This window comes from Pseudoalteromonas sp. S1608, assembly GCF_005887265.1.
Classification (GTDB): Bacteria; Pseudomonadota; Gammaproteobacteria; order Enterobacterales; family Alteromonadaceae; genus Pseudoalteromonas; species Pseudoalteromonas undina.
In genome coordinates, this window is sequence record NZ_PNDK01000018.1 from 140,436 (window position 1) to 165,281 (window position 24,846).

The following is a 24,846-nucleotide window of genomic DNA, read 5'->3' on the forward strand; positions in this document are numbered from 1 at the left end:
GTAAGTTAACTGGGTTTTCGACTCGAAAAGCCTATTTCGGCTACTATTTTTTATGGAGTTATTATGCGTAAAACACTGATCGCCACTACGATTGCTAGTGCACTTTTATTATCTGCCTGTTCTTCTGAAAGCACCCAAGAAACAAAACAACAAAGCACAGCACAAGTGCAAGATATCAACGCAAGCAATGTATTATTTAAACCAAGCCCATTGCAATACATGGCTCCTGAGTTTGATAAGTTTGGTACTACTGAATACGAAGCTGCATTTGATGCAGGTATTGCACAACATAATGCAGAAATTTTGGCAATTGCCAATAATCCAGAACCAGCTACTTTTGAAAATACCTTGGTAGAAATGGAACTTGCTGGTGAACTATTAAACCGCGCATCAGCTGCATTCTACAACTTATCAGGTCTTATCTCTAACGATGAGTACCAACGCATTGATAAAAAAATGGCGCCTGTGTTCTCAGCACACTCTGATGACATTTACCTAAATGGTGCATTATTCGAACGTGTACAAACAGTATACGACAACAAAGATAAGTTAAGCGCTGAAGATCAACGTCTTGTTGATTTTTACTACAAACAATTTGTTAAAGCCGGTGCTAAATTAAACGATGCTGAAAAAGCAAAAATGCGTGAAATTAACGCTGAGCTTGCAAAGTTATCAACAGAGTTTTCTCAAAACGTATTAAAATCGTTTAAAGAAGACGTCATTTTAGTAACAGATAAAAGCAAACTAGCTGGTTTATCTGAAGGTGAAATTGCAGGTCTTGCAGCAGCTGCTAAAAAAGCAGGCAAAGATGGCTACATGATCACCCTAGTGAACACCACACAACAGCCTATTTTATCTAGCCTTGAAAACCGTGAACTGCGTGAGCAGATTTTTAAAGCATCAACCAACCGTGCAGCTAAAACCAACGGCCCTATCATTATTAAAGAAACTAACCTACGTGCACAAAAAGCAGAACTGTTAGGCTTTAAAGATTGGGCTTCGTATGTAATGACTTCACGCATGGCTCAAACCACTGATAACGTGTACGGTATTTTAGATGACCTAGCGCCAAAAGCAGTTGAAAAAGCGCAAGCAGAAGCAAAAGCGATTCAAAAAGTAATTAACGATTCTGGTGAAAGTTTTGAACTAAAACCATGGGATTGGTCTTTCTATGCAGAAAAAGTGCGTGCTGAAAAATACGACCTAGATCCAGCCTTAGTTAAGCCTTACTTTGAAATGCAATCGGTTATTCATAACGGTTTATTCTTTGCAATGGAAAAACTTTACGGCATTACATTCAAAGAGCGTAAAGACCTACCGCTTTATCACGAAGACGTCATGGCGTTTGAAGTATTTAATGCTGATGGCAGCGCAATAGGCTTATTTTACATGGACCCATATGCACGTGAAGGTAAACGTGGCGGTGCATGGATGAGTGCATACGTAAGCCAAAGCGGCTTAAAAGGCACAAAACCGGTTATTTATAATGCACAAAATATTCCAAAGCCAGCAGAAGGCGAGCCAACGTTAATGACGTTTGACGAAGTGTCGACTATGTTCCATGAGTTTGGTCATGCAGCACACGGTTTATTCTCTGACGTTAAATACCCAAGCCTAGCAGGTACTGCTACAGCGCGTGATTTTGTTGAATTTCCATCACAAGCACATGAAGACTGGATGATTGAGCCAAGTGTATTAGCTAACTACGCTAAGCATTACAAAACAGGTGAGCCAATTCCTCAAGCACTACTTGATAAAGTACTTGAGTCGCAAAAGTTCAACCAAGGTTTTGGTACCACTGAATATTTAGCTGCAGCACTACTGGATATGGAATGGCACTCATTTGGTTCTGACAAAAAAGTAACTGATGTACAACAGTTTGAAAGTGAAGCGTTAAAGGCACACGGTATTGATTACTACCCTGTACCACCTCGTTACAAATCAAACTACTTTAGCCATACGTTTGCAGGTGGTTACTCAGCAGGTTACTACGCTTACCTATGGACTGAAGTATTTGCCGCTGATGCCTTTGCTCATATGGAAAACAATGGTGGCTTAACGCGCGAAAATGGCGATAAGTTCCGTAAAGAGATCCTATCAAAAGGTAACAGCCGCGACTTAATGCAAAGCTACATTGAGTTCAGAGGCCAAAAACCAACGACTGATGCATTACTTAAGCGCCGTGGTTTAGTTGATTAATTAATATTTTTAATCAACTGATATAAAAGCCCGCTTGCGGGCTTTTATTGTTTATAGAACAATATATAACAGATAAACTGACACCATTACTTAAGACAAGATGAGTGTTATGGGCTATTTATTTGCAGTTACCCTTCTTTGGGCGTTTTCGTTTAGTTTAATTGGTGTGTATTTAGCTGGCCAAGTTGATGCGTGGTTTAGTGTGCTAATTCGTGTGGCTTTAGCAGCGTTAGTATTTTTGCCTTTTTTAAAGAAAATCCCTACCCCACTTGCGTTTAAACTCATGCTGATAGGCGCACTGCAACTGGGGGTTATGTATGGCTTTTATTACCACTCATTTTTGTTTTTAAGTGTGCCAGAAGTGCTGTTATTTACTGTAATGACCCCGCTTTACATTACGCTTTTAAACGATGCGCTAAATAAACAGTTTAATCCGCAGTTTTTTATCGTCGCGTTTATTGCCGTGTTAGGGGCTATTACCATTCGTTATGAAAACTTAGACAGTAACTTTTTAGTCGGATTACTACTGGTTCAAGGCGCTAATATTAGTTTTGCTATCGGCCAAGTAACCTACAAACGATTAATGCTTAATAAACAACTCGATGATAAAACCGTATTTGGTTGGTTTTTTATTGGCGCACTAATTGTTGCAAGCGCCTGTTACGCCTTATTTGGTGATCTTAACAAATTACCAAGTACCTCAACTCAATGGGGCATACTGATTTATTTAGGCATTGTGGCCTCCGGTTTAGGCTACTTTATGTGGAATAAAGGCGCGACGCTTGTTAATGTTGGCGCGCTGGCGGTGATGAACAACTTGCTTATTCCTGCCGGTATTATTGTTAATGTACTTATTTGGAATAGAGACGCAGACCTACTTAGATTAAGTATTGGCGCGGGAGTGATGCTGTCTGCCTTGGTGGTAAACCAAATAATGGCTAAATCAGCAAATTAATCACTCTGTAGTGAAATTGTCATTAATAATTAGTAAGGTAGCGTCCACTTTTATTTTTAAGGACAAATAATGAAGCGCATACCTTTTCTAACAACTTTTTTATTATTAAGCTCACTCGCTGGCTGTGATGACGATATAAAAATAGTCGAAAAAGAAGTGGTTGTTACCAACACTGACGTTGAAATTGTTGAAGTACCTACCCCGGTTATTGTTGAAGTAGCTCAAGGAACCAATACGCAACTAGGTACTCGCCCTGACTACTTAATTGATGATATGGCTGACAGCGCACTAAAAACACAATTAGAATCGTGTAAAGAAGGCCCTTTTTATCGTACTGATTTTTCAATTGGTCACCGTGGTGCCCCCATGCAATACCCAGAGCACACACAAGAGTCTTACTTAGCGGCTGCTCGTATGGGCGCTGGTATTGTCGAATGTGATGTAACCTTTACAAATGATAAAGAGCTAGTATGCCGCCATTCTCAGTGCGACTTGCACACCACCACTAATATTTTAGCTATTCCAGAACTTGCGGCTAAATGCAGTGAGCCATTTACTCCAGCAAACTCTAACAGTGGCACGCCTGCTTCAGCTAAATGTTGTACCAGTGATATTAGCTTGACAGAGTTTTTAACCCTTGAGGGTAAAATGGATGGCGCAAACACCAGTGCCACCAATGTTAGCGATTACATGAAAGGTACACCAAGTTGGCGCACTGACTTATACGCCACCTCAGGTACACTCATGACCCACAAACAAAGTATTGCACTATTTAAACAGCTCGGAGTAAAAATGACCCCAGAGCTTAAATCACCTCAAGTGAGTATGCCCTTTAAAGGTATGACCCAAGCGCAATACGCACAAAAAATGCTAGATGAATACACGCAAATGGAGGTACCCGCTTCGCGTGTTTTTCCGCAATCATTTAATTTAGCTGACGTACAATATTGGATTAATACTAACCCTGAATTTGCAGCGCAAAGCGTTTATTTAGATGGCCGAGACAGCGATGCAGGGTTTGATCCTAACAACCCCGACACATGGCAACCTAGTATGGCTTCGCTTTTTAATGACGGTGTTAAAATTATTGCTCCACCCATTTGGATGCTATTAACCATAGATAATGAAAGTAATATAGTGCCATCACAGTACGCTATTGATGCTAAAGCCGCAGGGCTTAATATTATTGCATGGAGTCTTGAACGTTCAGGGCCGCTGAATAATGGAGGCGGATACTATTACCAGTCAATTAGTGATGTTATAGATAACGATGGTGACATGATGGCCGTGGTTGATGTACTTGCAAAAGAGGTTGGTGTAATCGGTATATTTTCTGATTGGCCAGCTACGGTTAGCTACTACGCAAGTTGCAATAAAATGCCTGCAAGTATTTAAACTTTAGGGCGTGTTTATTTGACCGCGCTCAGCTATTATATTTATTTTACTGAGCGCTTTTATGATCATTCAACACCATAACGCTGACTTACCAACGCCTACAGGGTTAATGCGAACCACTATTTACCGCCCACAAACATCGGGGCAATACCCTGCCATTATTTTTTATTCTGAAATTTTCCAGCAAACGGCACCTATTGCCCGCAGTGCAGCTATTTTAGCCAGTCATGGTTTTGTGGTACTTGTACCAGAAGTGTTTCATGAGCTTAACCCTATCGGAACTGTGCTGGCTTATGATGATGAAGGTAAAGATAAAGGTAATAACGATAAATGGGTTAAACCTTTAGAGCATCATGATAGCGACACACAAAGCCTTATCGAGTTTGTAAAACGCCAAAGTTATTGTTCAGGAAACGTGGGAGCTATGGGTGTATGTATTGGTGGACATTTAGCTTACAGAGCCGCTTTAAACCCACTTATAAAAGCCGCGTTTTGTTTATACGCCACCGATATACACAGTAATACACTGCCCGCACAACCCGGTAATAACTCATTTGAACGCATGGCCGATATACTCGGTGAAATTCATTTTATTTGGGGTAAACAAGACCCTCATGTACCACAAGATGGTCGAGACAAAATATACCAGCAAGCTGTTCGCACTGGCATAAATTACCAATGGCAAGAAGTTAACGCGCAACATGCCTTTATGCGTGATGAAGGCGAGCGCTACGATGCAGCTCTCGCCATAGCAATGTATCAACAGGCTGTTGCCTTATTTAACCGAGCGCTAGCCCTTACGCATACCTAATGCCGTATGCTGTTTTACAAAGTACGCTTTTAAATAATCAACAAACAAACGTAACTTTTTAGATCCCGTCGCTCCTGGCGGGAAAACTCCATACAATTCAATATCTTTGCTTTTGTAGTCGTCCATTATAATTTGCAGTAAACCCGCTTGTACTTTTGGCCATGCATCGTATAGCGGTATACGCCCTATGCCATGTCCTGCCTCTACAAATGCAGTCCGTGCAGCGGCATTATTGGTACTGAGCGATCCTTGCATGGTAATGTCGACTTTTTTACCATCTTTTTGCAAGGTCAAGATTTTGCTCCCTAACTGATAAACCACCCATTGGTGCTGTGCTAATTCATCGGGCGTAGTGGGCTTACCATAATGTGCAAAATAATTAGGCGCGCCACAAATACAAGTACTCATAGTGGTTAACTTGGTTGCCTGTAGGTTTGAATCGCGCAGCGCAACCCCCCTAATAGCAAAATCAAATCCGTGTTTAATAATATCCACCACATCATCAGTTAGCTGTAAATCTATATCAATTTTGGGGTATTGGCGCTTAAAGGTATTAATTGCAGGCACTATTAATTGCATCCCCACATTAACCGGGCAACTAATTTTTAATAATCCTTGGGGCTCACTTTTTATATTTTCTATTTGTTGATTGGCAGCATTAGCCTGCTCGGTAATAACTCGGCAACGCTCATAGTAAGCCATACCGGCTTCAGTAAGGGCCATGGTCCGTGTTGAACGATTAAGTAAGGTTACTTCAAGTTGCGTTTCTAGCTTTTTTAAATGATAACTGGCTACCGCCCGTGTTAACCCTAGTTGCTTTGCCGCTGCAGTTAAACTGCCCTGCTCAACTATTTGTGCAAATACCACCATACTTTTTAATTGTTCAAACGAGACTTTCATGGACGCTCCAGTGCGTTTTTAACTTCAACCCTCCGATTGTATCAATTATTAAATCAATAAAGTTAAATTTATCATCGTTGTTTAAGGTTGGGTTAGTGCATATAGTAATTGCTAAGCAAAGATTACAATTTTAAATCATCAGAAGGAAAAAATAATGGCTAAGAAAATACTAATGGTACTTACTTCACACGCTGATTTAGGCAATACCGGTGAGAAAACAGGTTTTTGGGTAGAAGAATTCGCCGCCCCTTATTATGCATTTGTAGATGCTGGCGCAGAAATCACTCTAGCTTCACCAAACGGTGGCCAACCACCAATCGACCCAACCAGTACACTAGCCGACTTCCAGACTGATGCAACCAAGCGATACGACAACGACAGTGCAGCGCAAGCATTAATGGCAAACACAAAAGTACTAAGTGAACTGAATGCTTCAGATTTTGATGCGGTATTTTATCCAGGCGGCCATGGCCCATTATGGGATTTAGTGGATAACACAGATTCAATCTCGCTCATCGAAGATTTTGTAAAATTACAAAAGCCAGTGGCAGCAGTGTGTCATGCGAGCGCCGCATTTTTAAATACAAAAGATGCTGATGGCAATGCATTGGTTGCGGGTAAAAAAGTTACCGGCTTTAGTAACACTGAAGAAGCCGCTGTACAATTAACAGATGTAGTGCCATTTTTAGTCGAAGACGAGCTGATCAAAAAAGGTGGTGACTATCAAAAAACCGACGACTGGGGCGTTCTTGCGCTTGAAGACGGTTTAGTGATCACCGGTCAAAACCCAGCAAGCTCTGAGCTAGCAGCTAAAAAATTACTTACCAAGCTTGGTTAATTACAATTAATCAGTATAAAAAGCACAGTTTAATCGCTGTGCTTTTTAATTTGCTTTTCATTACTCACCACTATTCCTATACTGGCCACTCTTAATATAAATAAGGGCACCGTATGCAAAATAAACCATCCACCTTGTCGTTACTTAGCAGCACCCGTTTTGCCATTATAAGCATTGTGACTATTTGTTTTGTGTTGCAACTAATTAATAGCCTGCCAGGCATTAGTTTAAATGGTTTAGGTATTTACCCACGCAGCATTCAAGGGCTGATTGGTATTCTTTGCGCTCCCTTTTTACACGGTAGCTGGTGGCATTTTGCTAGTAATATGCTGCCCTTCATTGTTTTAAGCTGGTTAATTTGCCAATACAGCGTAAAGCGTTTTTATAGTGTATTTATATTCACCGCATTAGTCGGTGGATTACTGGTATGGATGTTTGCTCGTGGCAATATTCATGTCGGCTTAAGTGGCGTTATTTATGGGTTATGGGGATTTATTTTATGCTATGGCATTGTAAGACGTTCTTTTAAATCTATTTTTATAGCCGTGGTGGTGGCCTTTTTATACAGTGGCTTTATTTGGGGCGTATTACCACAGCGGTTGCACATCTCGTTTGAAAGCCATCTGTTTGGCGCACTAAGTGGATTCTTTTTAGGGTATAAATTAGCAAAAGCAGATAAATTAAAAGCAACAACGGGCAAAGCAAATACGCACGTTTAAACTATTAGAGGCTATTTATGAGTGATAACAACGACTACACCCCAGCAAAAGTATGGACATGGGACAATGAAAGTGGCGGTAAATTTGCAAACATTAACCGCCCAATTGCAGGAGCAACTCACGATAAAACACTGCCTATTGGCAAACATCCATTTCAGCTTTACTCATTAGCGACCCCCAACGGGCAAAAAGTCAGTATTATGTTTGAAGAGCTATTAGAGCTTGGTATTACTGAGGCTGAGTACGATGCTTATTTAATTAATATTGGTGAAGGCGACCAGTTTGGCTCTGATTTTGTTGATATAAACCCAAACTCAAAAATACCTGCGTTGATGGATCACTCTACAACACCAGCAACCCCTGTATTCGAATCAGGCGCTATTTTACAATACCTTGGCGAAAAGTTTGATGCGCTTATTCCTAATGATTTTCAAGCTAAAACACAATGTCGTAATTGGCTGTTTTGGCAAATGGGATCGGCGCCTTATTTAGGTGGCGGCTTTGGTCACTTTTACAGCTATGCGCCAACCAAAATGCAATACCCGATTGACCGTTTTACCATGGAAACTAAGCGCCAGCTTGATGTACTAAACCGCCATTTAAGTGACAATGAATACATGGCAGGCAGTGAATATTCAATTGCCGACATTGCTATTTGGCCGTGGTATGGCTCACTGGTTTTAGGTGACCTATACGACGCGGCAGAGTTTTTAGATGTGGCTTCTTACACTCACGTTATGCGCTGGGCTAAACAAGTGGCTGCACGCCCTGGCGTAAAACGAGGTCGTCGCGTTAATCGTACGTGGGGCCCGGAAGAAGAGCAAATGGCAGAGCGCCACACTGCCCAAGACTTTAAATAAAAGTCAAAACAGTTCAAGAAGCCAGCTGCTTAGCTGGCTTTTTTATGCCCATAAATAAAAAAATACTGAATCATATTTCAGGTTTATATTTTTATAAAAAAATTAAATAATTTCCTTTTAAAACAGGAAAACACGCCAAAATAGACTAACTTTAATAAAAATTACTAACATAAAGTTTATTATGCGATCTTTGGTTTGTGTACTCCTCTTAATTGTACTTTATATTGCAGCATTTCCTTTAAGTGCACGCAGCGAAGATGTAAAAACATTAACGCTCTACCATGACTCAGACTATTCAAACCATTACGAATCGGCCTATGCAATGAAGATGGGGGTGCTGACTGCTTTAGCTGAGATTAATAATAACGTGCAAGATTATCAGCTCACACTGATTGAAAAAGACAACCGAGGTAATTCGAATCGCAGCTTATTGCACATGCAGCAGTTTCTAAAAGACCGCAATGCACTGGTTTTTATTGGTGGATTGCACTCCACGCCATATATAAAAAACAGAGACTTCATCAATAAAAACAAAATATTACTACTACTGCCTTGGGCTGCCGGAGGGTCTATTACCCGATACCCTAGCGATGATAACTGGGTATTTAGGCTCTCAGTAGATGATACAAAAGCCGGCTATAGAATGGCCCAATTTGCAACGAAAACTCTAAATTGCAAAAATCCGCTCTTACTTTTAGAAGACACGCCATGGGGAAAATCAAACAACAACACCATGCTTAAGGCCTTTGGTGATATAAAACCACAAGTAAAATGGTTTAACTGGAACACAAAAATAAATAACGCCAAATTAATGCTGCATCAAATAAAAAATACACCTGCAGAGTGTATTTTATTTGTTGGAAATGCCATTGAGGGGGCTGTATTTATAAATGCGATGGCAAGTTTTGCCAAAAATGAACGCCTTCCTATTGTTAGTCATTGGGGAATAACGGGTGGGGATTTTTTTGCCAACGTTGAACAAGCTATAAAATCAAACTTGAGCTTACATTTTATACAAAGCTGTTTTTCATTTTTAAAAACGCCGCAAACCGCTTTAACTAAAAATGTTATAGCACAAAGCTTATCTCTCAAGCCTAACCCTGTAGCACCCACTGAGTTAATTTCTCCGGCTGGATTTATTCATGCCTACGACTTAACAAAACTATTGTTACAGGGCATATCACAAATAACTTTAACCGATAATACAGAGCACAACAGAGCAAAAATTAAACATGCACTTGAGAACTTAACCATGCCAGTTAATGGCTTAATAAAACAATACCAACGACCTTTTGCTGTGTGGTCAGCTAATAATATTGATGCCCACGAAGCACTTGGTTTTGACGATTTATGCATGGCAAATTATCAACCAGATGGAAAAATACACATTATCAATAACCCAATAGGCAATGTTGAGTAATGCGAGCATTAATAAATAAAAAATTTAAGCTCTCAACAAATAATGCTTTTTATACTTTTTTAGTATTGAGCTTAATATTATCAGTGACTATTTCTTTACTGTTTGTTGGTCATCGTGCAAATACTGCTATCTATGATTTGCAAAGTAAAAGTCTTGAGATTGAATCTAAACTCACCACCAGCTACCTCACACTATTTTTAGAAACAAGAACACAAATTCTTAATGACCTTGCTCGTCAACCTATTTTATCTAACGCCATAATGGGGTCAGACACCTCAAAAGCGCTACTCCAAGATTACCTTTTTCAATATAAAATAATGGGTAGCACCGAAAAAATAACGATTATAAACGTATTAAAAGAGGTGGTTTTTAGTAACGACCCTTCGCTTAACGAGCTGAGTATAATTGAGCAACCATGGATAAATAGCTTACTTGAAGAGCAAACAGAAAAGGCGGTGATATTAAATAAGCCAACCAATACTGATTTATTCACAATTGCGGTGCCTATAAAATATAATAACTTTACTGAGGGCGTGCTTATGGTTCAATTTAATACGCCAATGACCCAGTTACTACCGACCGACTTTGACCGTGAAAGACATGGACTGACATTAGCAGGACCATGGGTTTATTATTCTAATTTAAATCAAGGTGACGAGTATGTCAGCATTAACCAAAACCTCATTGGCAATACAGATATAACATTAAACTACTACATTACTGCCAATTTAATTGCTGCTAAAACCACTCGCTTCATAATCGATATTGCTATATCAATTATTGCAAGCATGGCTTTATCGACATTATTTCTGTTTTTATTTGGCAGGCACTTACTACTAAACCCGTTTAAGCTTTTAGAATCCTCAAAAGAAGCGATAAAGCAAAGTGAAGCGCGTTACGAACTGGCAGTTAAAGGCAGTAATGATGGTATTTGGGATTGGGATATTGTTACAAATGAAGTATATTTTTCTCCCCGTATTAGCGTATTGCTTGGCTACGACGAAAACGATAAAAACGCTTTACCTCACTGTACTGATGCACTTTATAAGTTACTTCACCCTGATGATATAACCAAGCATAAAAAGCAAATAGCAAATCACTTAATTAGCAACATTCCCTTTAATTACGATTATAGATTAAAGACTAAATCAGGCGCTTATCGTTATTTTACAGTAAAAGGGATGGCACTGCGCAATGAGCATAATAAAGCAATTAGAATGGCAGGCTCTGTAACTGACATTACTGATCAAAAACGTTCTCAAAAAGCATTAAAACAAGCAAAAGAGCAAAATGATTTATTAGCGCAGGCAATCGAATCATGTAATGTGGGTATTTCTATAGCCGATGCGAGCGTGCAAGGCTTTCCTTTAGTATTTTTAAATTCTGAATTTGAAAAAATCACAGGCTATAGTAAAGGGGAAATGCTAGGAATAAATTGCAGCTTACTTCAAGGGCCAAACACAGATAAGAACGCAATAGATATTATTACTCATGCAATAAAAACATTAAAAACTCAACGTATAGAGATACTAAATTATAAAAAAGATGGCACGGAATTTTGGAATAGCCTACAAATCTCACCTGTTTTTAACGAGCAGCAACAGCTCACAGCTTATGTGGGAATTCAGCAAGATATCACTGAGCAAAAAGCAGCGAATCAATTATTAATTGAAGAAAAAGCGGCGGCTGAGCAGGCTAATATTGCTAAAAGCGAGTTTTTAGCGGCAATGAGTCATGAAATTCGCACGCCTATGAATGGCGTATTAGGCATGCTTAATTTGATTTTAGATAGTTCATTAAATGAAAAACAACATCATCAGGTAAGCATTGCACTCAATAGTGCAAACTCCTTATTAAATATTATTAACGATATTTTAGACTTTTCAAAAGTAGATGCCGGTAAGCTTGAGCTTGAAGAATTGGAGTTTAACCTTTGTAACATGCTCGACAATTTTATCGAAACAATAGCAATTCATGCTCACAGTAAAAATATTCCGTTAATGCTAGATATAGAGCATCTTGAATACGCTTTTGTCATTGGTGACGCCGGACGCCTCAAACAAATTTTAACAAACTTAGTAAATAATGCGCTTAAATTTACCCATGAAGGCGAAGTGCAAGTTATTGCTAAACTCACACCGATTAACAACAATCAAATGCGTTTTAGCTGCCAAGTAATAGACTCTGGAATTGGTATTTCTGCAGCTCAACAAGCCAAGCTATTTAAATCATTCTCTCAAGTTGACTCTTCAACAACACGAAAATATGGTGGCACGGGCTTAGGCTTAGCGATTGTTAAAAAGTTATGCCACCTAATGGAAGGTGATATACAGGTACAATCTAAAGAAAATAAGGGCAGTAACTTTAGCTTTAATGTTGTTCTAAAACGCAGTAAAAACCCACAAAAAGTATTACCCCCTGTAGATATGTCATCGTTAAATATTTTAATTGTGTGCAGCAATCAAACTCAATCTTCTATTTTACACAAGCAGTTTACTAAATGGGGAGCAACAGCCGTAATCAGCCCATCCGCAAAGCAGGCTGTGAAAACATGTCAGCAATATATCGAAAAACAAAACCTTTGTTTTGATTTAATTATGATTGATATGCAGCTAAGTGACGGCGATGCGTTAACCTTAAGTAAAACCCTTGATAAAGAAGTAGATCTTATGGCTGCGCATGTTGTTTTAATGACCACGGGTGAGCTAAATAAACAGCGCGATTTATATCAAGCGTCTCGGTTTTCAGCCATTGTTACAAAGCCCATAATCACACAAAATCTTTTTAAGATGCTATCGACCTGCTTTAGCGGTAAACAGCAAAGTAATAACAGCCTCATTACTAAGGGTTTATCTGACACTCAGTCTTTGTCGAGCGATGATATTGTGTGGGACAAAAACATTCGTATTTTACTAGTTGAAGATAACAACATTAATCAAATCGTCGCCTCTACCACGCTTAAAAAAATAGGAATTAATAGCATTGATATTGCAGAAAATGGTCAGCACGCGCTCGAATATTTAAAACAAACAACTTCCCATAACCCGTACTCACTCATTTTAATGGATTGCCAAATGCCAGTGATGGATGGTTACCAAGCCACAACCCATATAAGAGTAAATGAAGTTGGAAGTAAAAATCCCCAAATTACTATTATTGCTATGACAGCAAACGCTATGGTGGGCGATGAAGCTAAGTGCTTACAGGTTGGAATGAGCGACTATATTTCTAAGCCCATTGCACAAGACATATTATTTAAAAAACTTCTAAAGTGGTTGCCATATGAACTTAAAAACAATGAGTAAAGTAGATATGTTAACCATACCATCTTAATATATATAAATATTTGTACTTATACAGCGGTAAAATAGAGTGAAAAAACTGACAAAAGAACAAATTTATAAACGCTTAAATAACGAAGAAGATGCTCGCGCGTGTAAGGCCATCGACGACAATGCCTGTCAGGAAGTACCCGGTAATTTTATTATTTTACTCATTAGCCAGCTGTTTAGTAAGTTTGCTGATGCACTGCTTAATCCAAAAATAACGCTGCCATGGTTAATGCAAAGCTTAAATGTACCAGCGAGTTTTATTGCTTGGTTAGTACCAATTAGAGAATCGGGTTCATTGCTGCCCCAACTTGCTATTGCTAACGTTATTCGCAAACTCCCCGTTCGTAAATGGGTATGGGTAATAGGTGCAGTGATGCAAGCAGGATGCATTTTAGCCATGGTTGCGGTGGCGTTCACCCTCAAGGGCGCACAAGCAGGCTACGCCATTATTGGCTTATTAATTTTATTTAGCCTTGCCAGAGGGTTTAACTCTGTCGCTGCAAAAGATGTGCTGGGCAAAGTTATTCCTAAACAGCAACGCGGTAATATTAGCGGGCTTGCTGCAAGTATTGCCGGTTTTGCTACATTAACGTTTGGTCTCTTGATGTGGTTTTTTTCACAGCAAAAAGATCAAGATATTGTGATCATCGCTTTACTACTGGGTGCATTAATGTGGCTGATTGCCGCGTTTTTTTATGCACAAATTAACGAATATAGTGGCGCTACCGAAGGAGCGAATAATGGCCTATTGCACGCGTTTTCAAAGTTAAAAATTTTATACCAAGACAAACAGTTTGCGCATTTTGTTATTACACGTGCCTTACTGCTTTGTTCAGCATTGAGTGCCCCTTTTTATATTATTTTAGCCAGTAAACAGTCGTTTGAATTTTCTTTACTTGCCACCTTTATTGCCGTTTCCGGCTTTGCAAGCCTAGTCTCAGCGCCGATTTGGGGACGCTTAAGTGACTTATCTAGCCAGCGAGTGCTGGTACTCAGTGCCACTTTGGTTACCATTAATGGGCTGGCTGTATTTGTTATTGCAACTTGGTATAACGAGCTGCTACTAAATTGGTGGGCTATGCCTATTTTGTACTTTTTACTCTCAGTTGCGCACCAAGGAGTACGCTTAGGGCGAAAAACGTACCTCGTCGATATGGCAGAGGGTAACAAACGCACCGATTATGTGTCGGTTAGTAATACCGTTATTGGGGTTTTATTACTGATGTTGGGCAGCATAGGCTTATTAGAATCGTTTTTATCAACCGCAGAGCTTATTTTGCTTTACAGTGGGTTAGGTTTTTTGGGGGCAATGAGTGCACTGTTTTTACCAAAAACAGAGTAAATAGCGCGCTGTTTAACCTTATGTAATTAAAACGCTCACCTTTAAAGTTGTGGGCGTTTTAATACAAACTTATCTTTGGTGGTGCTAAAGTAATCGCCGCCCATTTTACCTACTGCATCTAAACGTGTCGGATCTATGTAGCCATTTACCAACGTGGCGTCATCTATAAAAATTCCCACTACATCTAAGAGCATCATTTTGCCACCGCTTGGTTCATCTGAAATAGTGATCACTTCTCGAAGCTTACATTCATAGCGTACTTTTGAAGCTGCAACACTCGGCGGATTAACTAACTGGCTTGGGACTCTCTCTATGCTGGCCTCATCAAACTCACTGACATTATTAGGGTAATTAGCGCAGCTTTGGTTCATTTGCTCTACTAAAACATGACTAACAATATTAACCACACATTCTTTGGTGGCTAGTAAATTTGTCAGTGTATCTTTATTGGCTTTATCGCTGGGGTTAACTTGAGTCACACTTAGCACTGCAGGCTGACAACTTGCTACGGTAAAAAAAGAGTAAGGTGCAATATTGCTTACCCCCTCACTACTTAGGGTGCTTATCCATGCAATCGGTCGTGGACTAATACCGCCAACTAAGTAGCTATAAACAGAGCGGTTGTTGTTTTGAATTAAATCTAAAAACATTATTTCTCACTTTTAAGTTAAAAACTAAACCCTAGTACTAGGCAATACGTACTTATAGATTGGATCTTCATTAATACTACACCGTTAGCAAATAGTTTAATTTCATGCGCCAAAAAATAAACATTGTCTGGTTTAAACGCGATTTACGCTTAAGCGATCATCAACCGCTTAAGCATGCGTTTAGCAATGGGCTTCCAACATTATTGCTGTACAACTTTGAGCCGCTGTTACTCGAAGATGCTCATTATAACGAGCGACATTGGCGCTTTGTGTATCAGTCACTATGTGATTTAAACCAACAACTTGAACGCTTTAATAGCTGCGTGTACATATTTAAACAAAATATGCAGTCGTTGCTTGAAGAGCTACTCACCCAGTTTGAAATAATTAATCTCTTTAGTCACCAAGAAATCGGCTTAAATAATACATTTGAGCGCGATAAAGCGATTAAAGCATGGTGCCAACATAATCAGGTTAACTGGTTAGAGTCGCCAACGGGGGCTGTCATTCGGGGTAAAAAAAATCGCAATAATTGGAATGAATGCTGGCAACAAACAATGCAAGCGCCAATTGCCATCCCAGATTGGAAACACATTAAAACAGTGACACTCACACACTACCAATCGCCAGAATTACCAGACAGTTACACAGCTGACGATGACAACTTTCAATATGGAGGGCCGCGACTTGCCCGCGATGTTATGCACAGTTTTTTTGCCGAGCGCGGTAAAGGCTATCAAAAAGGGATCTCTAGCCCAAGCTTGAGCCGCACGCATTGCTCTAGGCTTTCGCCCTATTTAGCCTGGGGCAATATTAGTCTTAGGCAGGTGTATCAAATGGCGATAGACGCATACCATTCAACCCATCCCGATAAAAAAGGCTGGAAGCGTCCGCTTGCTGCGTTTGTATCTCGCCTGCATTGGCATTGCCATTTTATGCAAAAGTTTGAAAGCGAATGCAGCATGGAATTTAAAGCCTTAAATCCGGGTTACCATGCATTTCCGTATCGTGATGACGCTAAGGTTACTAGCGATATTGAACGCTGGGCACAGGGGCAAACCGGTATTCCTATTATTGATGCCTGCATGCGCTGTTTAAAAGCCACCGGTTATATTAACTTTAGAATGCGCGCTATGCTGGTGAGCTTTGTAACCCATCATTTAAACATCAGCTGGCAACAGGCAAGTTTTCCGCTGGCTAATTACTTTTTAGACTTTGAGCCAGGTATTCATTATCCGCAAATACAAATGCAGGCATCGGTTACTGGCATTAATACTATTCGCCATTACAACCCCATTAAACAATCTGAAGATCAAGACCCAACCGGCGCATTTATAAAAAAATGGTGCCCCGAACTTGAAAAGCTCCCCATTGAATATTTACATCAACCCTGGCAACAAACGCCAATGGAAGCGTTATTTAACGACTTTAAACTTGGTGAAGATTACCCAGAGCCGATGCTTGATTTAACTCGAGCATCTAAAGAGGCACGCGAGCGATTGTGGCAATACCGAGAGCGTAGCGATGTTAAACGTGCTATTCATGCCATACTAAAAAAACATGTAGCCATCACTCCCTCGGTACGTAAATCCAAAAAGCAGTCAGGCAAATAACTATGGCACATAAAAAACTAACCCTACCTGAAAAAATATGCCCTGTGTGTAATAAACCGTTTGCGTGGCGTAAAAAATGGCAACGAGACTGGGATAACGTTATTTATTGTTCTGAGCGATGTAAACGTAGCAAATAGAGATTGGCGTTTATCTTGCAGCCTCCATGTTACTACGTACATTTTTAAGCAATTATCGGATTATTTTACATACAACTGATATCAATGCTGAAAAATTTACATTAATCGCAACAAGGAGAACATGATGACAATTAAAAAAACGGCAAGCTCAAATTGGTCTGGCGATATTAAAAGTGGTAAAGGCACTATATCAACTCAAAGTGGTGCTCTCGATAACCAGCCGTATGGGTTTAATACTCGCTTTGAAGATAAGCACGGCTCTAACCCAGAGGAGCTAGTTGGTGCAGCCCACAGTGCTTGCTTTAGCATGGCGTTATCATTGGCGTTAGGCGAAGCAGGTTTTACTGCTGACGATATAAGCACCAAAGCAACAGTAAGCTTAGATGAAGTAGACGATGGCTTTGCGGTGAGTGAAATTGAATTGGTAGTTAATGCAAAAATTACTGATATTTCCAATGAGCAATTTCAAGCCCTGTGTGAAGACACCAAAAAAGGCTGCCCCATTTCAAAATTACTCAATACCAGCATAAAGCTAACGGCAACACTTAACTAATTTTGTAAACCAATTATACTTTTTGCGTAGCAGTAAGATTATGTTTTAGCATAACCTTACTGCTAATTTTTCATGAATTAAATAAAAACTTTATTATGAGTTATATTAATGTTCGCTAATATAATTATGTAAAATCTCAATACTTTGTTAGGATTACAAGAAACTTAACCACCTTTAAGTGTGGGTTAAATTCAAAGGTGGATGCATGAACGAGAAATCACAAAGTTGCGAAAAAGTATCTTGTAGCAACTGCGCTGATTCTAGCGAACTAGATTTTGACTTTACTATGGCATTTCAGCCTATTATAAATTGCCAGAGCAGCACTATTTATGGCTATGAAGCACTGGTTCGTGGTTTAAATAATGAGTCGGCTTATTCTATTATTTCCCAAGTAAACGACGACAACCGCTATACCTTTGACCAACTATGTAGAATTAAAGCCATTGCACTTGCCTCTAAGCTAGGCATAAACACCATGCTAAGCATTAACTTTTTACCCAACGCTATTTATAAGCCTGAGCGCTGTATTCGCACTACCCTAGAAGCGGCTAAAAAGTACAATTTCCCTACAACTAATATTATGTTTGAATTTACTGAAGTTGAAAAAATAGAAGACAGCAGCCACGTTGAGCGGGTTGTAAGCTACTACCAAGAATTAGGCTTTAAAACAGCTACCGATGACTTTGGCTCAGGCTATTCTGGATTAAACTTACTAGCTGACTTTCAAACAGATATTATTAAACTCGATATGGCACTTATACGCGATATCGACAAAGACACAAAACGCCAAACGATTGTGCGTAACTGCTTAAATATGTTTGAAGAACTGAACATAATGGCGTTAGCTGAGGGTATTGAAACAGTTGAAGAGTATCACTGGTTAAAAAGTGTCGGCATTGAATTAATGCAAGGCTACTTGTTTGCAAAACCTGGGTTTGAGTGCTTACCAGGCGTTAATTTTCAATAACATTTAGTTGTTATAAAAAACCGCCATCATGGCGGTTTTTTAGTTTTTGCTATTGGTTAATTACATGTTTCCCAGCTCTATCATCATTGCGGTGTACATACGTAAATTAAGTGCTAGTTGCTCAAGCGTAATAAATTCATGCTCTGAGTGACCGGTGTAGCGTTTACCTGGCATTGATGGACCAAACGATACGGCATTATCAAATAACTTAGCGTTGGTACCACCACCAATAGAGACAAAATCTGCGTCTTGATCGCCAGTAAAGTGTTTAAAAATATCAAGTAACTTCTGCGCATGGGGCGCGTCATCAAGTAACATGGGTGTACCAATGGTGGTTTTAACATTGGCTAATGTTACTTTATTATCAGCTTGCCATTGAGTAAGCGCACTATTAATTTGCTGTTTTAGTAAGTCAGCCTCTTTACCCATAGGACGACGAGCATTAACCGCTAACGTTAGGTTATTACCGTCTCGTTCAATAACTGTGGGCGCTACCGTCATTGGCCCCATAAAGTCATGTTTATACGCAATATCACCAAACTGTTTACCGTGAATATCTAGGCCAATTAGCTGATTTACAAACTTAATGAGCTGCCCATCGCTGTTGTTTTCAAGCTCAACGGCTTTAAATAGTTCAGCCAAATAAGCAATGGCGTTAACACCTGACTCTGGCTCAGATGAGTGAGCCGACATGCCTTTAACACTAATTAAAGTTCCATCTGTTTGATCATCAAAGGTAAATTCTACTTGCTTAAGAACCTTGGCTGTTTGTTTTAATTGAGCCACCAATTCAGGACTCGCATTATGCAAAGTTAAGCTGGCATCTTCAGGGATTTGGCTAGCAAAGGCACCACCCGTTACATTGCTGACATACACACCTGTTTGTGGTGATGTTGCATCAAATGTTGGCGCAATTAAGCTCCAGCCTTTTTCAGCAACCACTACAGGGTATGAGGCATCAATGGTTATCGCATACTTTGGTTGCTCATAGGTTTTCATAAACTCAGTTAACGGCCCCCAATCAGACTCCTCGGCCAAATAAACCATCAGCTCAATGCGGTTATCAAGGGTTATGCCTTTATCTTTTATGGCTTTCATCGCATATAAAGCGGTGGCTATAGCGCCTTTATCGTCTTCGGTACCTCGGCCAACTAATTTACCCGGCTCTGAGGTATCAATAATAAATGGGCTTTGTTTCCATTTGCTGGCGTTTGCAGGTTGTACATCACCGTGAGTCACTATGGTTACTTTTTCTTTTTGCTCACCCATGCCTATGAGTACGGTATAGCCTAAATCTTGGTAGTCAAAGCCAAGTTCAGCGGCTTTCATTTTTAATAGCGCTTTAAAGCCTATAAAGTCGGAGTTTTGTGGTGCGCTGATCTCACTTTTATTAACCGTAGGAAACGATACTAAATTAGTAAGCGTATGCACCTGTGCATTTTGATAGTTATTAACTGCGTAATCGGCCACGCTTTCACTGTGTTTATTTAATTGTGCATGAGCGCTAAATGCACATAAGGCAATACTTGCTAAAGCTAGCTTGTTCAAAACAGATTCCATTTAATTAACAACAAAGAACACTAATTATAACCTCCTTGTAAAGTGACAAACAGCGCTTTGAGGCAAACCCACAAGCAAAGCTTATAATTTGTCTAACAGCTTTGAACAAGATGCCTGTATAATGCGCAGCTCAAAATTACGAGGTGAATCATGAATCGCAGAAAAAAGATCATTACAAAATTTAATAACAAAGATAAGCGTGCTAATGCCAAGCTGCATAAAAGCAACAAACCGGCTTATGTTTCAAAAGCTGAACGCGCAAAGCTTGCTGAGCAAGATGCCGAACAAGCAATTGAGCAAGCGGCCAACGAAGTAGTGCAAACAAGCGTTTAATTGTTATTGCGATAGGGTGAGAGGCTTAAATTGGGTGTTAAAAAGCTTAAAGTGAGCCAAATAACGAACCGCCACATAGCAAACTACCCCACTTGCCACAATCAGTTCAAACGTTGCTAAATACTGTATTTGCTTAACAAACTGCAAATCAATACCCTCTGCATGCATCCATGCGGCAAGTTTAAATAACGCAGTAGCACCAATAACCATAGGGAAAGTAAACGCAGCGTAACCTGGGCAAAATGGACGGCGCAGTAATTTAAAAAATGCGACGTAAATTATAAAGGTCATCAGTACCGCAATTCCAAATAACAAGCCAATAATAACCGGTGACGGCTCGCTGATAACTGTAAAGTAACCAGCTAACGATAAACTTGCTGGCGCCGCTAAAATAGCCAGTGTAGGTTGTGCAGCATCTGGAATGTGCGCAGCAAAAATGATCCGGTAAATCATCATAGGCAACATAACTGCATACATCAGCATGCCAAAATAAAGCGCCCCTTGTGCTAAAAATAGCAGAGCCGGATTCCCTGAAAACGCGACATCGGCAACAATGATCCCAACCGGCGGTACAAACCAGCTTGGCACCATATGCTCAATTTTAAATTCAATCACGCGATGAGCAATAAAGCTGATTAAAAACACCACATGTAATAAAAATGCACCAACCCAAAGCACATCTCCCGCAAGGGAGTAAAACTGCCCTAAAGAATTAGACACCACTAAAGTAGCCATAGCAAAAGTAGGCACCACACTTCCCACAACCGGATGGGCTAAATCGGCTTTAAGCAGCTGAGGATGCAGTAAAAACTTAAGAGTTAACAATAGCAATAACACGCTCGCAATAGCGGCACCGGTATATTGTGCTACGCCATTTAGACTAAACATACTCTCCCAAGCCCAACCTAGGCTGGCAATACCTAATGCCAAACCGCCCATTGGTGTTGGTGCACCAGATACTTTTGTTTTTATATGTTTAAACATCTCTATTCCACCCTGTGGTTGTAACTTACAGAGAAGTTTACGCTTGCATTTTGTTAAGTTAAATCTAATTATATAGAACACAGGTTCAGGTAAACTAAACATAGCATAATGAATATTTCACTTAAGCAACTTAAAGTATTTGTCGGCATAACCCAGCACAGCACCCTTACAGCAGCGTCTGAATCATTGTTTCTATCTAAAGCGGCGGTGAGTATGGCGCTTAGCGAACTTGAAAAGCAGTTAGGCCATCCATTATTTGATCGTGTAAATAACCGGTTATTATTAAATCAAGAAGGGCAAAAACTACTGCCCCTTGCTGATGAACTATTAAATCGGGCAAATACTATCGATAACTTATTTTTAGACAACGTTCCTGCCAGCGGAACTTTAAAAATTGGTGCCAGCGACACGATTGGTAATCATGTATTGCCTGCTTTGTTAAGCAACTTTAGAGCGCAGCAACAGCATTACTCGCAACAAATACTGATTTCCAATTCGACGCTTATTTGTCAAAAACTTATAGATTACGAGCTCGATATAGCACTTATTGAGGGCCAAGCCCACCAAAGCGATTTAGTCTCTAATGTGTTTAGCCATGACGCCATGTGTATTATTGCGCCAATAAGCCACCCATTGGCTGCAAAAAAGCAACTTAGCTTTAACGACTTTAATAGTAGCCAATGGGTATTAAGAGAAACTGGTTCAGGCTCGCGTTCCTTCTTTTTACATAGCCTTGCGCCACAAATTAAAAATTGGACGCAAAGCGTAGAGCTCAATACCACTGAAGCGCTTATAAACTGTGTAGCAAATGGCTTGGGGTTAGGATGTTTATCATCACTTGCTGCGCAATATGCCCTAAAAGATGGCCGTGTTACACAGCTTAATTTAAACCACCCCATGCAAAGGCAGTTTTGGTTAGTGATGCATAAAGACAAGTACAAAAACCCGCTGTTAAAGCAGTTTATAGAATTTTGTCACAAGCAAACTTAAAAATTAATAGCAATAAACCGTCAGACTCGATTAACCTAAAATCGAATCTGACGGCTTATACTAACTTACTCTATCATCTTAAAACGCGTAACTCATGGCTAAATTTATTGAGCGCCCCTGCCCAGCTAATTGATTAAAGCCCTGCGACATATCTTGTTTAAATTCTGCAATACTTACACCACCAAGTGGTAATTTATAATACTCATCAAGCAGATTGGTAATATCAACACTTACGGTCAATGCATCCCAACTGGCTTTTGAGCTTAAATTAAGTAAATGGTACTGCTCAGTTTGGTTTTCTAGCCGGTTGCTATCTACGCGAGTTTTACTATCGACCCACTGCCACGTGAGTGCGTTTTCAAAGCGGCCAACTTGCTGGTTAATGGCAAATTGGGTTTGCAGCGGCTTAATTTGATAAAGCGGCTGATTAGTATCGTCGCGCTTACCACGGGTGTTGGTAATATTAGCTTTTAACGACCAGCTACCATACTGCTTAGACTCGTGCAGTGCTAAAACCGCATCTAGCTTTACACCATAAAGCCTGGCATCTACGTTATTGAACATAAGTACATTACGGGTATTGGCAGCAAGCGCTGTGCGGTTAAAGCTTCTTACTATGTTGGCATCAATATAGTTATTCACGTCGCTCACCCACGCGTTAGCACTTATACGCCAGCTGTCATCTTTTGCCATGCGGGTGTACGTGCTGCTAAGCGTGTGCGCAGTTTCTGGTTTAAGGCTTATATTACCAATATAGCCGTTGCCATCGCCGTACCATCCAATCATAGTGGTGGCCATATTACCTACGCCCCAGCTGTAGCGTTCGTATAAATTAGGCGCACGATTTTTACGGGCTAAGCCAATTTGTAGTTCGTCGTTATTGCTTAGTTGATAATTAATCAGCACGTTTGCATCAACTAAATTATCTGTTTGTTTTTTGTTTTGGTTATTAAACTTTTTAGCCGCCATTGCATCACTTGGCATCGCCATGGCCATCGCATTCATTGCAGCCATGCCTGCATTATATGCTTGTACATCATCAGTGTTGGTCATTACATTTTCAAATCGAATGCCTGCATTTACCCACCAGCGAGTACTTAGTTGGCTTTCATATTCAGCAAGCACTGCAATACGCTGACGTCGGCCATTATTAATATTGTTATAGTCATTTGGTCCCATCATCATTGAGCCTTCAACTGCAGGCCACCAGTCATCTAATTTCATGTGGTGATACTCTTGCGCGAGTAGTAACTGGCTGTTGTTATCAAGCGCTAGTCGCCATTTTAACTGGGTGCTTATATCTTCGGCGTCGGTTTTCATGGGCATTTTTCCGGGTTTTTCTGCGCTAAAAAACCCCATTTCATGCTTTACGTTATGCCAATTTAACTGCGCTTCAAGCTCACTGTTTGTAAAAGTGCGCTTATACTGGGCCACAGCACCATAGCTGGTGTTATCTGTCATATCCATATATTGATTAGCAAAGCCTTGATAGGGTATTTTTTGATGACTTAGCTTAACCACTAATTGTTGCTTATCATCGCGCATGGCAGCACTTAAACTATGGTTTTGCGCGCGGTATAGGGTATCGAGCACTAAACCGCCGTTACCATCTTCATAACTGTTAGCATCGCTATAAGCACCTTGATAATTAAAACTCAGTACATCGCTGGCAATGCGCATACCTGCGCCGACCTTTTTGGCGTTATCAAGGGTGTTGTACTGGGCTGACACATAACCTGAATGCCATGCAAGTTCGCTACTTTCACTGTACTGAGGTGAAATAGAATTAACAGCAATCACACCTGCAATATTATCGCCTCCCGCGCTTACTGGAGAAACACCTGCAACCACTTTGTAGCTACTAATTTGATTGGCTGAAATATAAGACAGTGGCGGGTTCATTTGGTTAGCACAGGCGGCGGTGATTTGCGCCCCATCAACCAGTACCGCCACTCTATCGCCCATTAAACCATTTAAAACAGGTAAATTGGCCATACCACCAGCGGCTGAAAAGTCCACTCCTATATCGGTTAATAGCGATTCAGACGAGCCTAATGATAGGTGTTTATTTTGTGCTTGGCCGTGCACTTCAATCACTTCAATTGAGGTGTCATCTGCAAAAGCAACTGGCGATAATACGCTACTTATAACAAGCGCTAAAGGGGATAATAAATAAGAGGTTAAAGAATTTTTTTTATCAGTCATTATTGATTTACCACAAAATTTTTGTGGGTAAATTATACGTGCTGTAGCAATCTAAAAAGCGCGACATATTGTCGCACTTTGTT

Annotated in this window: 21 protein-coding genes; 16 read left to right on the top strand and 5 right to left on the bottom strand. The window is 40.1% G+C overall.

The genetic code is table 11. The features are described from left to right. Positions 1-63: 63 nt before the first annotated feature. The 4 genes from CWB75_RS09185 (at position 64) to CWB75_RS09200 (ending at position 5,360) form a co-directional block, all read left to right on the top strand. Positions 64-2,199 (top strand): M3 family metallopeptidase, encoded by a 2,136-nt coding sequence (locus CWB75_RS09185; RefSeq protein ID WP_055011698.1) that lies wholly within the window; start codon positions 64-66, stop codon positions 2,197-2,199. A gap of 109 nt (positions 2,200-2,308) precedes the next feature. Next, on the top strand, positions 2,309-3,154 hold the full coding sequence (locus CWB75_RS09190) for a carboxylate/amino acid/amine transporter (RefSeq protein ID WP_171039108.1): 846 nt from the start codon (positions 2,309-2,311) through the stop codon (positions 3,152-3,154). A gap of 69 nt (positions 3,155-3,223) precedes the next feature. Then, positions 3,224-4,549, top strand: coding sequence for a glycerophosphodiester phosphodiesterase family protein (locus CWB75_RS09195; RefSeq protein WP_138570470.1), 1,326 nt, complete (start codon positions 3,224-3,226; stop codon positions 4,547-4,549). Between the two features lie 61 nt (positions 4,550-4,610). Further along, a complete protein-coding gene (locus CWB75_RS09200) occupies positions 4,611-5,360 on the top strand; it encodes a dienelactone hydrolase family protein (protein ID WP_138570471.1) in 750 nt (249 codons plus the stop codon). Here the strand turns inward: CWB75_RS09200 and CWB75_RS09205 are convergent. Beyond that, positions 5,340-6,260, bottom strand: coding sequence for a LysR family transcriptional regulator (locus tag CWB75_RS09205; protein WP_010391235.1), 921 nt, complete (start codon positions 6,258-6,260; stop codon positions 5,340-5,342). The two genes, CWB75_RS09200 and CWB75_RS09205, sit on opposite strands and share 21 nt — an antisense overlap. Before the next feature lie 154 nt (positions 6,261-6,414). Here CWB75_RS09205 and CWB75_RS09210 point away from each other — a divergent pair, with 154 nt between their 5' ends. The 6 genes from CWB75_RS09210 (at position 6,415) to CWB75_RS09235 (ending at position 14,771) form a co-directional block, all read left to right on the top strand. Then, positions 6,415-7,098: a type 1 glutamine amidotransferase domain-containing protein gene (locus CWB75_RS09210; protein WP_008108786.1), complete on the top strand. Its 684-nt coding sequence runs from the start codon at positions 6,415-6,417 to the stop codon at positions 7,096-7,098. 113 nt (positions 7,099-7,211) lie between these two features. Continuing rightward, positions 7,212-7,817: a rhomboid family intramembrane serine protease gene (locus CWB75_RS09215; RefSeq protein WP_054202093.1), complete on the top strand. Its 606-nt coding sequence runs from the start codon at positions 7,212-7,214 to the stop codon at positions 7,815-7,817. Between the two features lie 17 nt (positions 7,818-7,834). Continuing rightward, positions 7,835-8,677, top strand: coding sequence for a glutathione-dependent disulfide-bond oxidoreductase (gene yghU / locus CWB75_RS09220; RefSeq protein WP_138570472.1), 843 nt, complete (start codon positions 7,835-7,837; stop codon positions 8,675-8,677). A 181-nt stretch (positions 8,678-8,858) separates the two neighbouring features. Next, entirely contained in the window at positions 8,859-10,097 is a 1,239-nt protein-coding gene (locus CWB75_RS09225) for an ABC transporter substrate-binding protein (RefSeq protein WP_138570473.1), read from the top strand. Further along, positions 10,097-13,402 (top strand): response regulator, encoded by a 3,306-nt coding sequence (locus CWB75_RS09230; protein ID WP_138570474.1) that lies wholly within the window; start codon positions 10,097-10,099, stop codon positions 13,400-13,402. Before CWB75_RS09225 ends, CWB75_RS09230 begins: the two co-directional genes overlap by 1 nt. A gap of 67 nt (positions 13,403-13,469) precedes the next feature. Beyond that, on the top strand, positions 13,470-14,771 hold the full coding sequence (locus CWB75_RS09235) for an MFS transporter (protein WP_138570475.1): 1,302 nt from the start codon (positions 13,470-13,472) through the stop codon (positions 14,769-14,771). Positions 14,772-14,812: 41 nt separating this feature from the next. Here CWB75_RS09235 and CWB75_RS09240 read toward each other — a convergent pair whose 3' ends face one another. Further along, positions 14,813-15,421, bottom strand: coding sequence for a flavin reductase family protein (locus tag CWB75_RS09240; protein WP_055011688.1), 609 nt, complete (start codon positions 15,419-15,421; stop codon positions 14,813-14,815). Between the two features lie 104 nt (positions 15,422-15,525). On the opposite strand from CWB75_RS09240, the gene CWB75_RS09245 reads away from it, so the two are divergent. The 4 genes from CWB75_RS09245 (at position 15,526) to CWB75_RS09260 (ending at position 18,691) form a co-directional block, all read left to right on the top strand. Next, positions 15,526-17,034 carry a cryptochrome/deoxyribodipyrimidine photo-lyase family protein gene (locus CWB75_RS09245; protein WP_138570476.1) on the top strand — a complete coding sequence of 503 codons (1,509 nt, stop codon included), beginning with the start codon at positions 15,526-15,528 and terminating at the stop codon, positions 17,032-17,034. Between the two features lie 2 nt (positions 17,035-17,036). Further along, positions 17,037-17,171, top strand: a complete 135-nt coding sequence (locus CWB75_RS09250; protein WP_076921450.1) for a DUF2256 domain-containing protein — start codon at positions 17,037-17,039, stop codon at positions 17,169-17,171. A gap of 124 nt (positions 17,172-17,295) precedes the next feature. After that, on the top strand, positions 17,296-17,724 hold the full coding sequence (locus CWB75_RS09255) for an OsmC family protein (RefSeq protein WP_138570531.1): 429 nt from the start codon (positions 17,296-17,298) through the stop codon (positions 17,722-17,724). Between the two features lie 205 nt (positions 17,725-17,929). After that, positions 17,930-18,691, top strand: coding sequence for an EAL domain-containing protein (locus CWB75_RS09260; RefSeq protein ID WP_138570477.1), 762 nt, complete (start codon positions 17,930-17,932; stop codon positions 18,689-18,691). A 60-nt stretch (positions 18,692-18,751) separates the two neighbouring features. Here CWB75_RS09260 and CWB75_RS09265 read toward each other — a convergent pair whose 3' ends face one another. Continuing rightward, positions 18,752-20,239, bottom strand: a complete 1,488-nt coding sequence (locus tag CWB75_RS09265; RefSeq protein ID WP_138570478.1) for a dipeptidase — start codon at positions 20,237-20,239, stop codon at positions 18,752-18,754. A gap of 162 nt (positions 20,240-20,401) precedes the next feature. Between CWB75_RS09265 and CWB75_RS09270 the strand changes: the two genes are divergently transcribed. Beyond that, entirely contained in the window at positions 20,402-20,584 is a 183-nt protein-coding gene (locus CWB75_RS09270) for a DUF2986 domain-containing protein (RefSeq protein ID WP_138570479.1), read from the top strand. 3 nt (positions 20,585-20,587) lie between these two features. Here the strand turns inward: CWB75_RS09270 and CWB75_RS09275 are convergent, their stop codons facing one another. After that, positions 20,588-21,568: a TDT family transporter gene (locus CWB75_RS09275; RefSeq protein WP_138570480.1), complete on the bottom strand. Its 981-nt coding sequence runs from the start codon at positions 21,566-21,568 to the stop codon at positions 20,588-20,590. 108 nt (positions 21,569-21,676) lie between these two features. On the opposite strand from CWB75_RS09275, the gene CWB75_RS09280 reads away from it, so the two are divergent. Beyond that, positions 21,677-22,558, top strand: coding sequence for a LysR family transcriptional regulator (locus CWB75_RS09280; protein WP_138570481.1), 882 nt, complete (start codon positions 21,677-21,679; stop codon positions 22,556-22,558). A 78-nt stretch (positions 22,559-22,636) separates the two neighbouring features. Here CWB75_RS09280 and CWB75_RS09285 read toward each other — a convergent pair whose 3' ends face one another. After that, a complete protein-coding gene (locus CWB75_RS09285) occupies positions 22,637-24,763 on the bottom strand; it encodes a TonB-dependent receptor plug domain-containing protein (protein ID WP_138570482.1) in 2,127 nt (708 codons plus the stop codon). Positions 24,764-24,846: the final 83 nt, after the last annotated feature.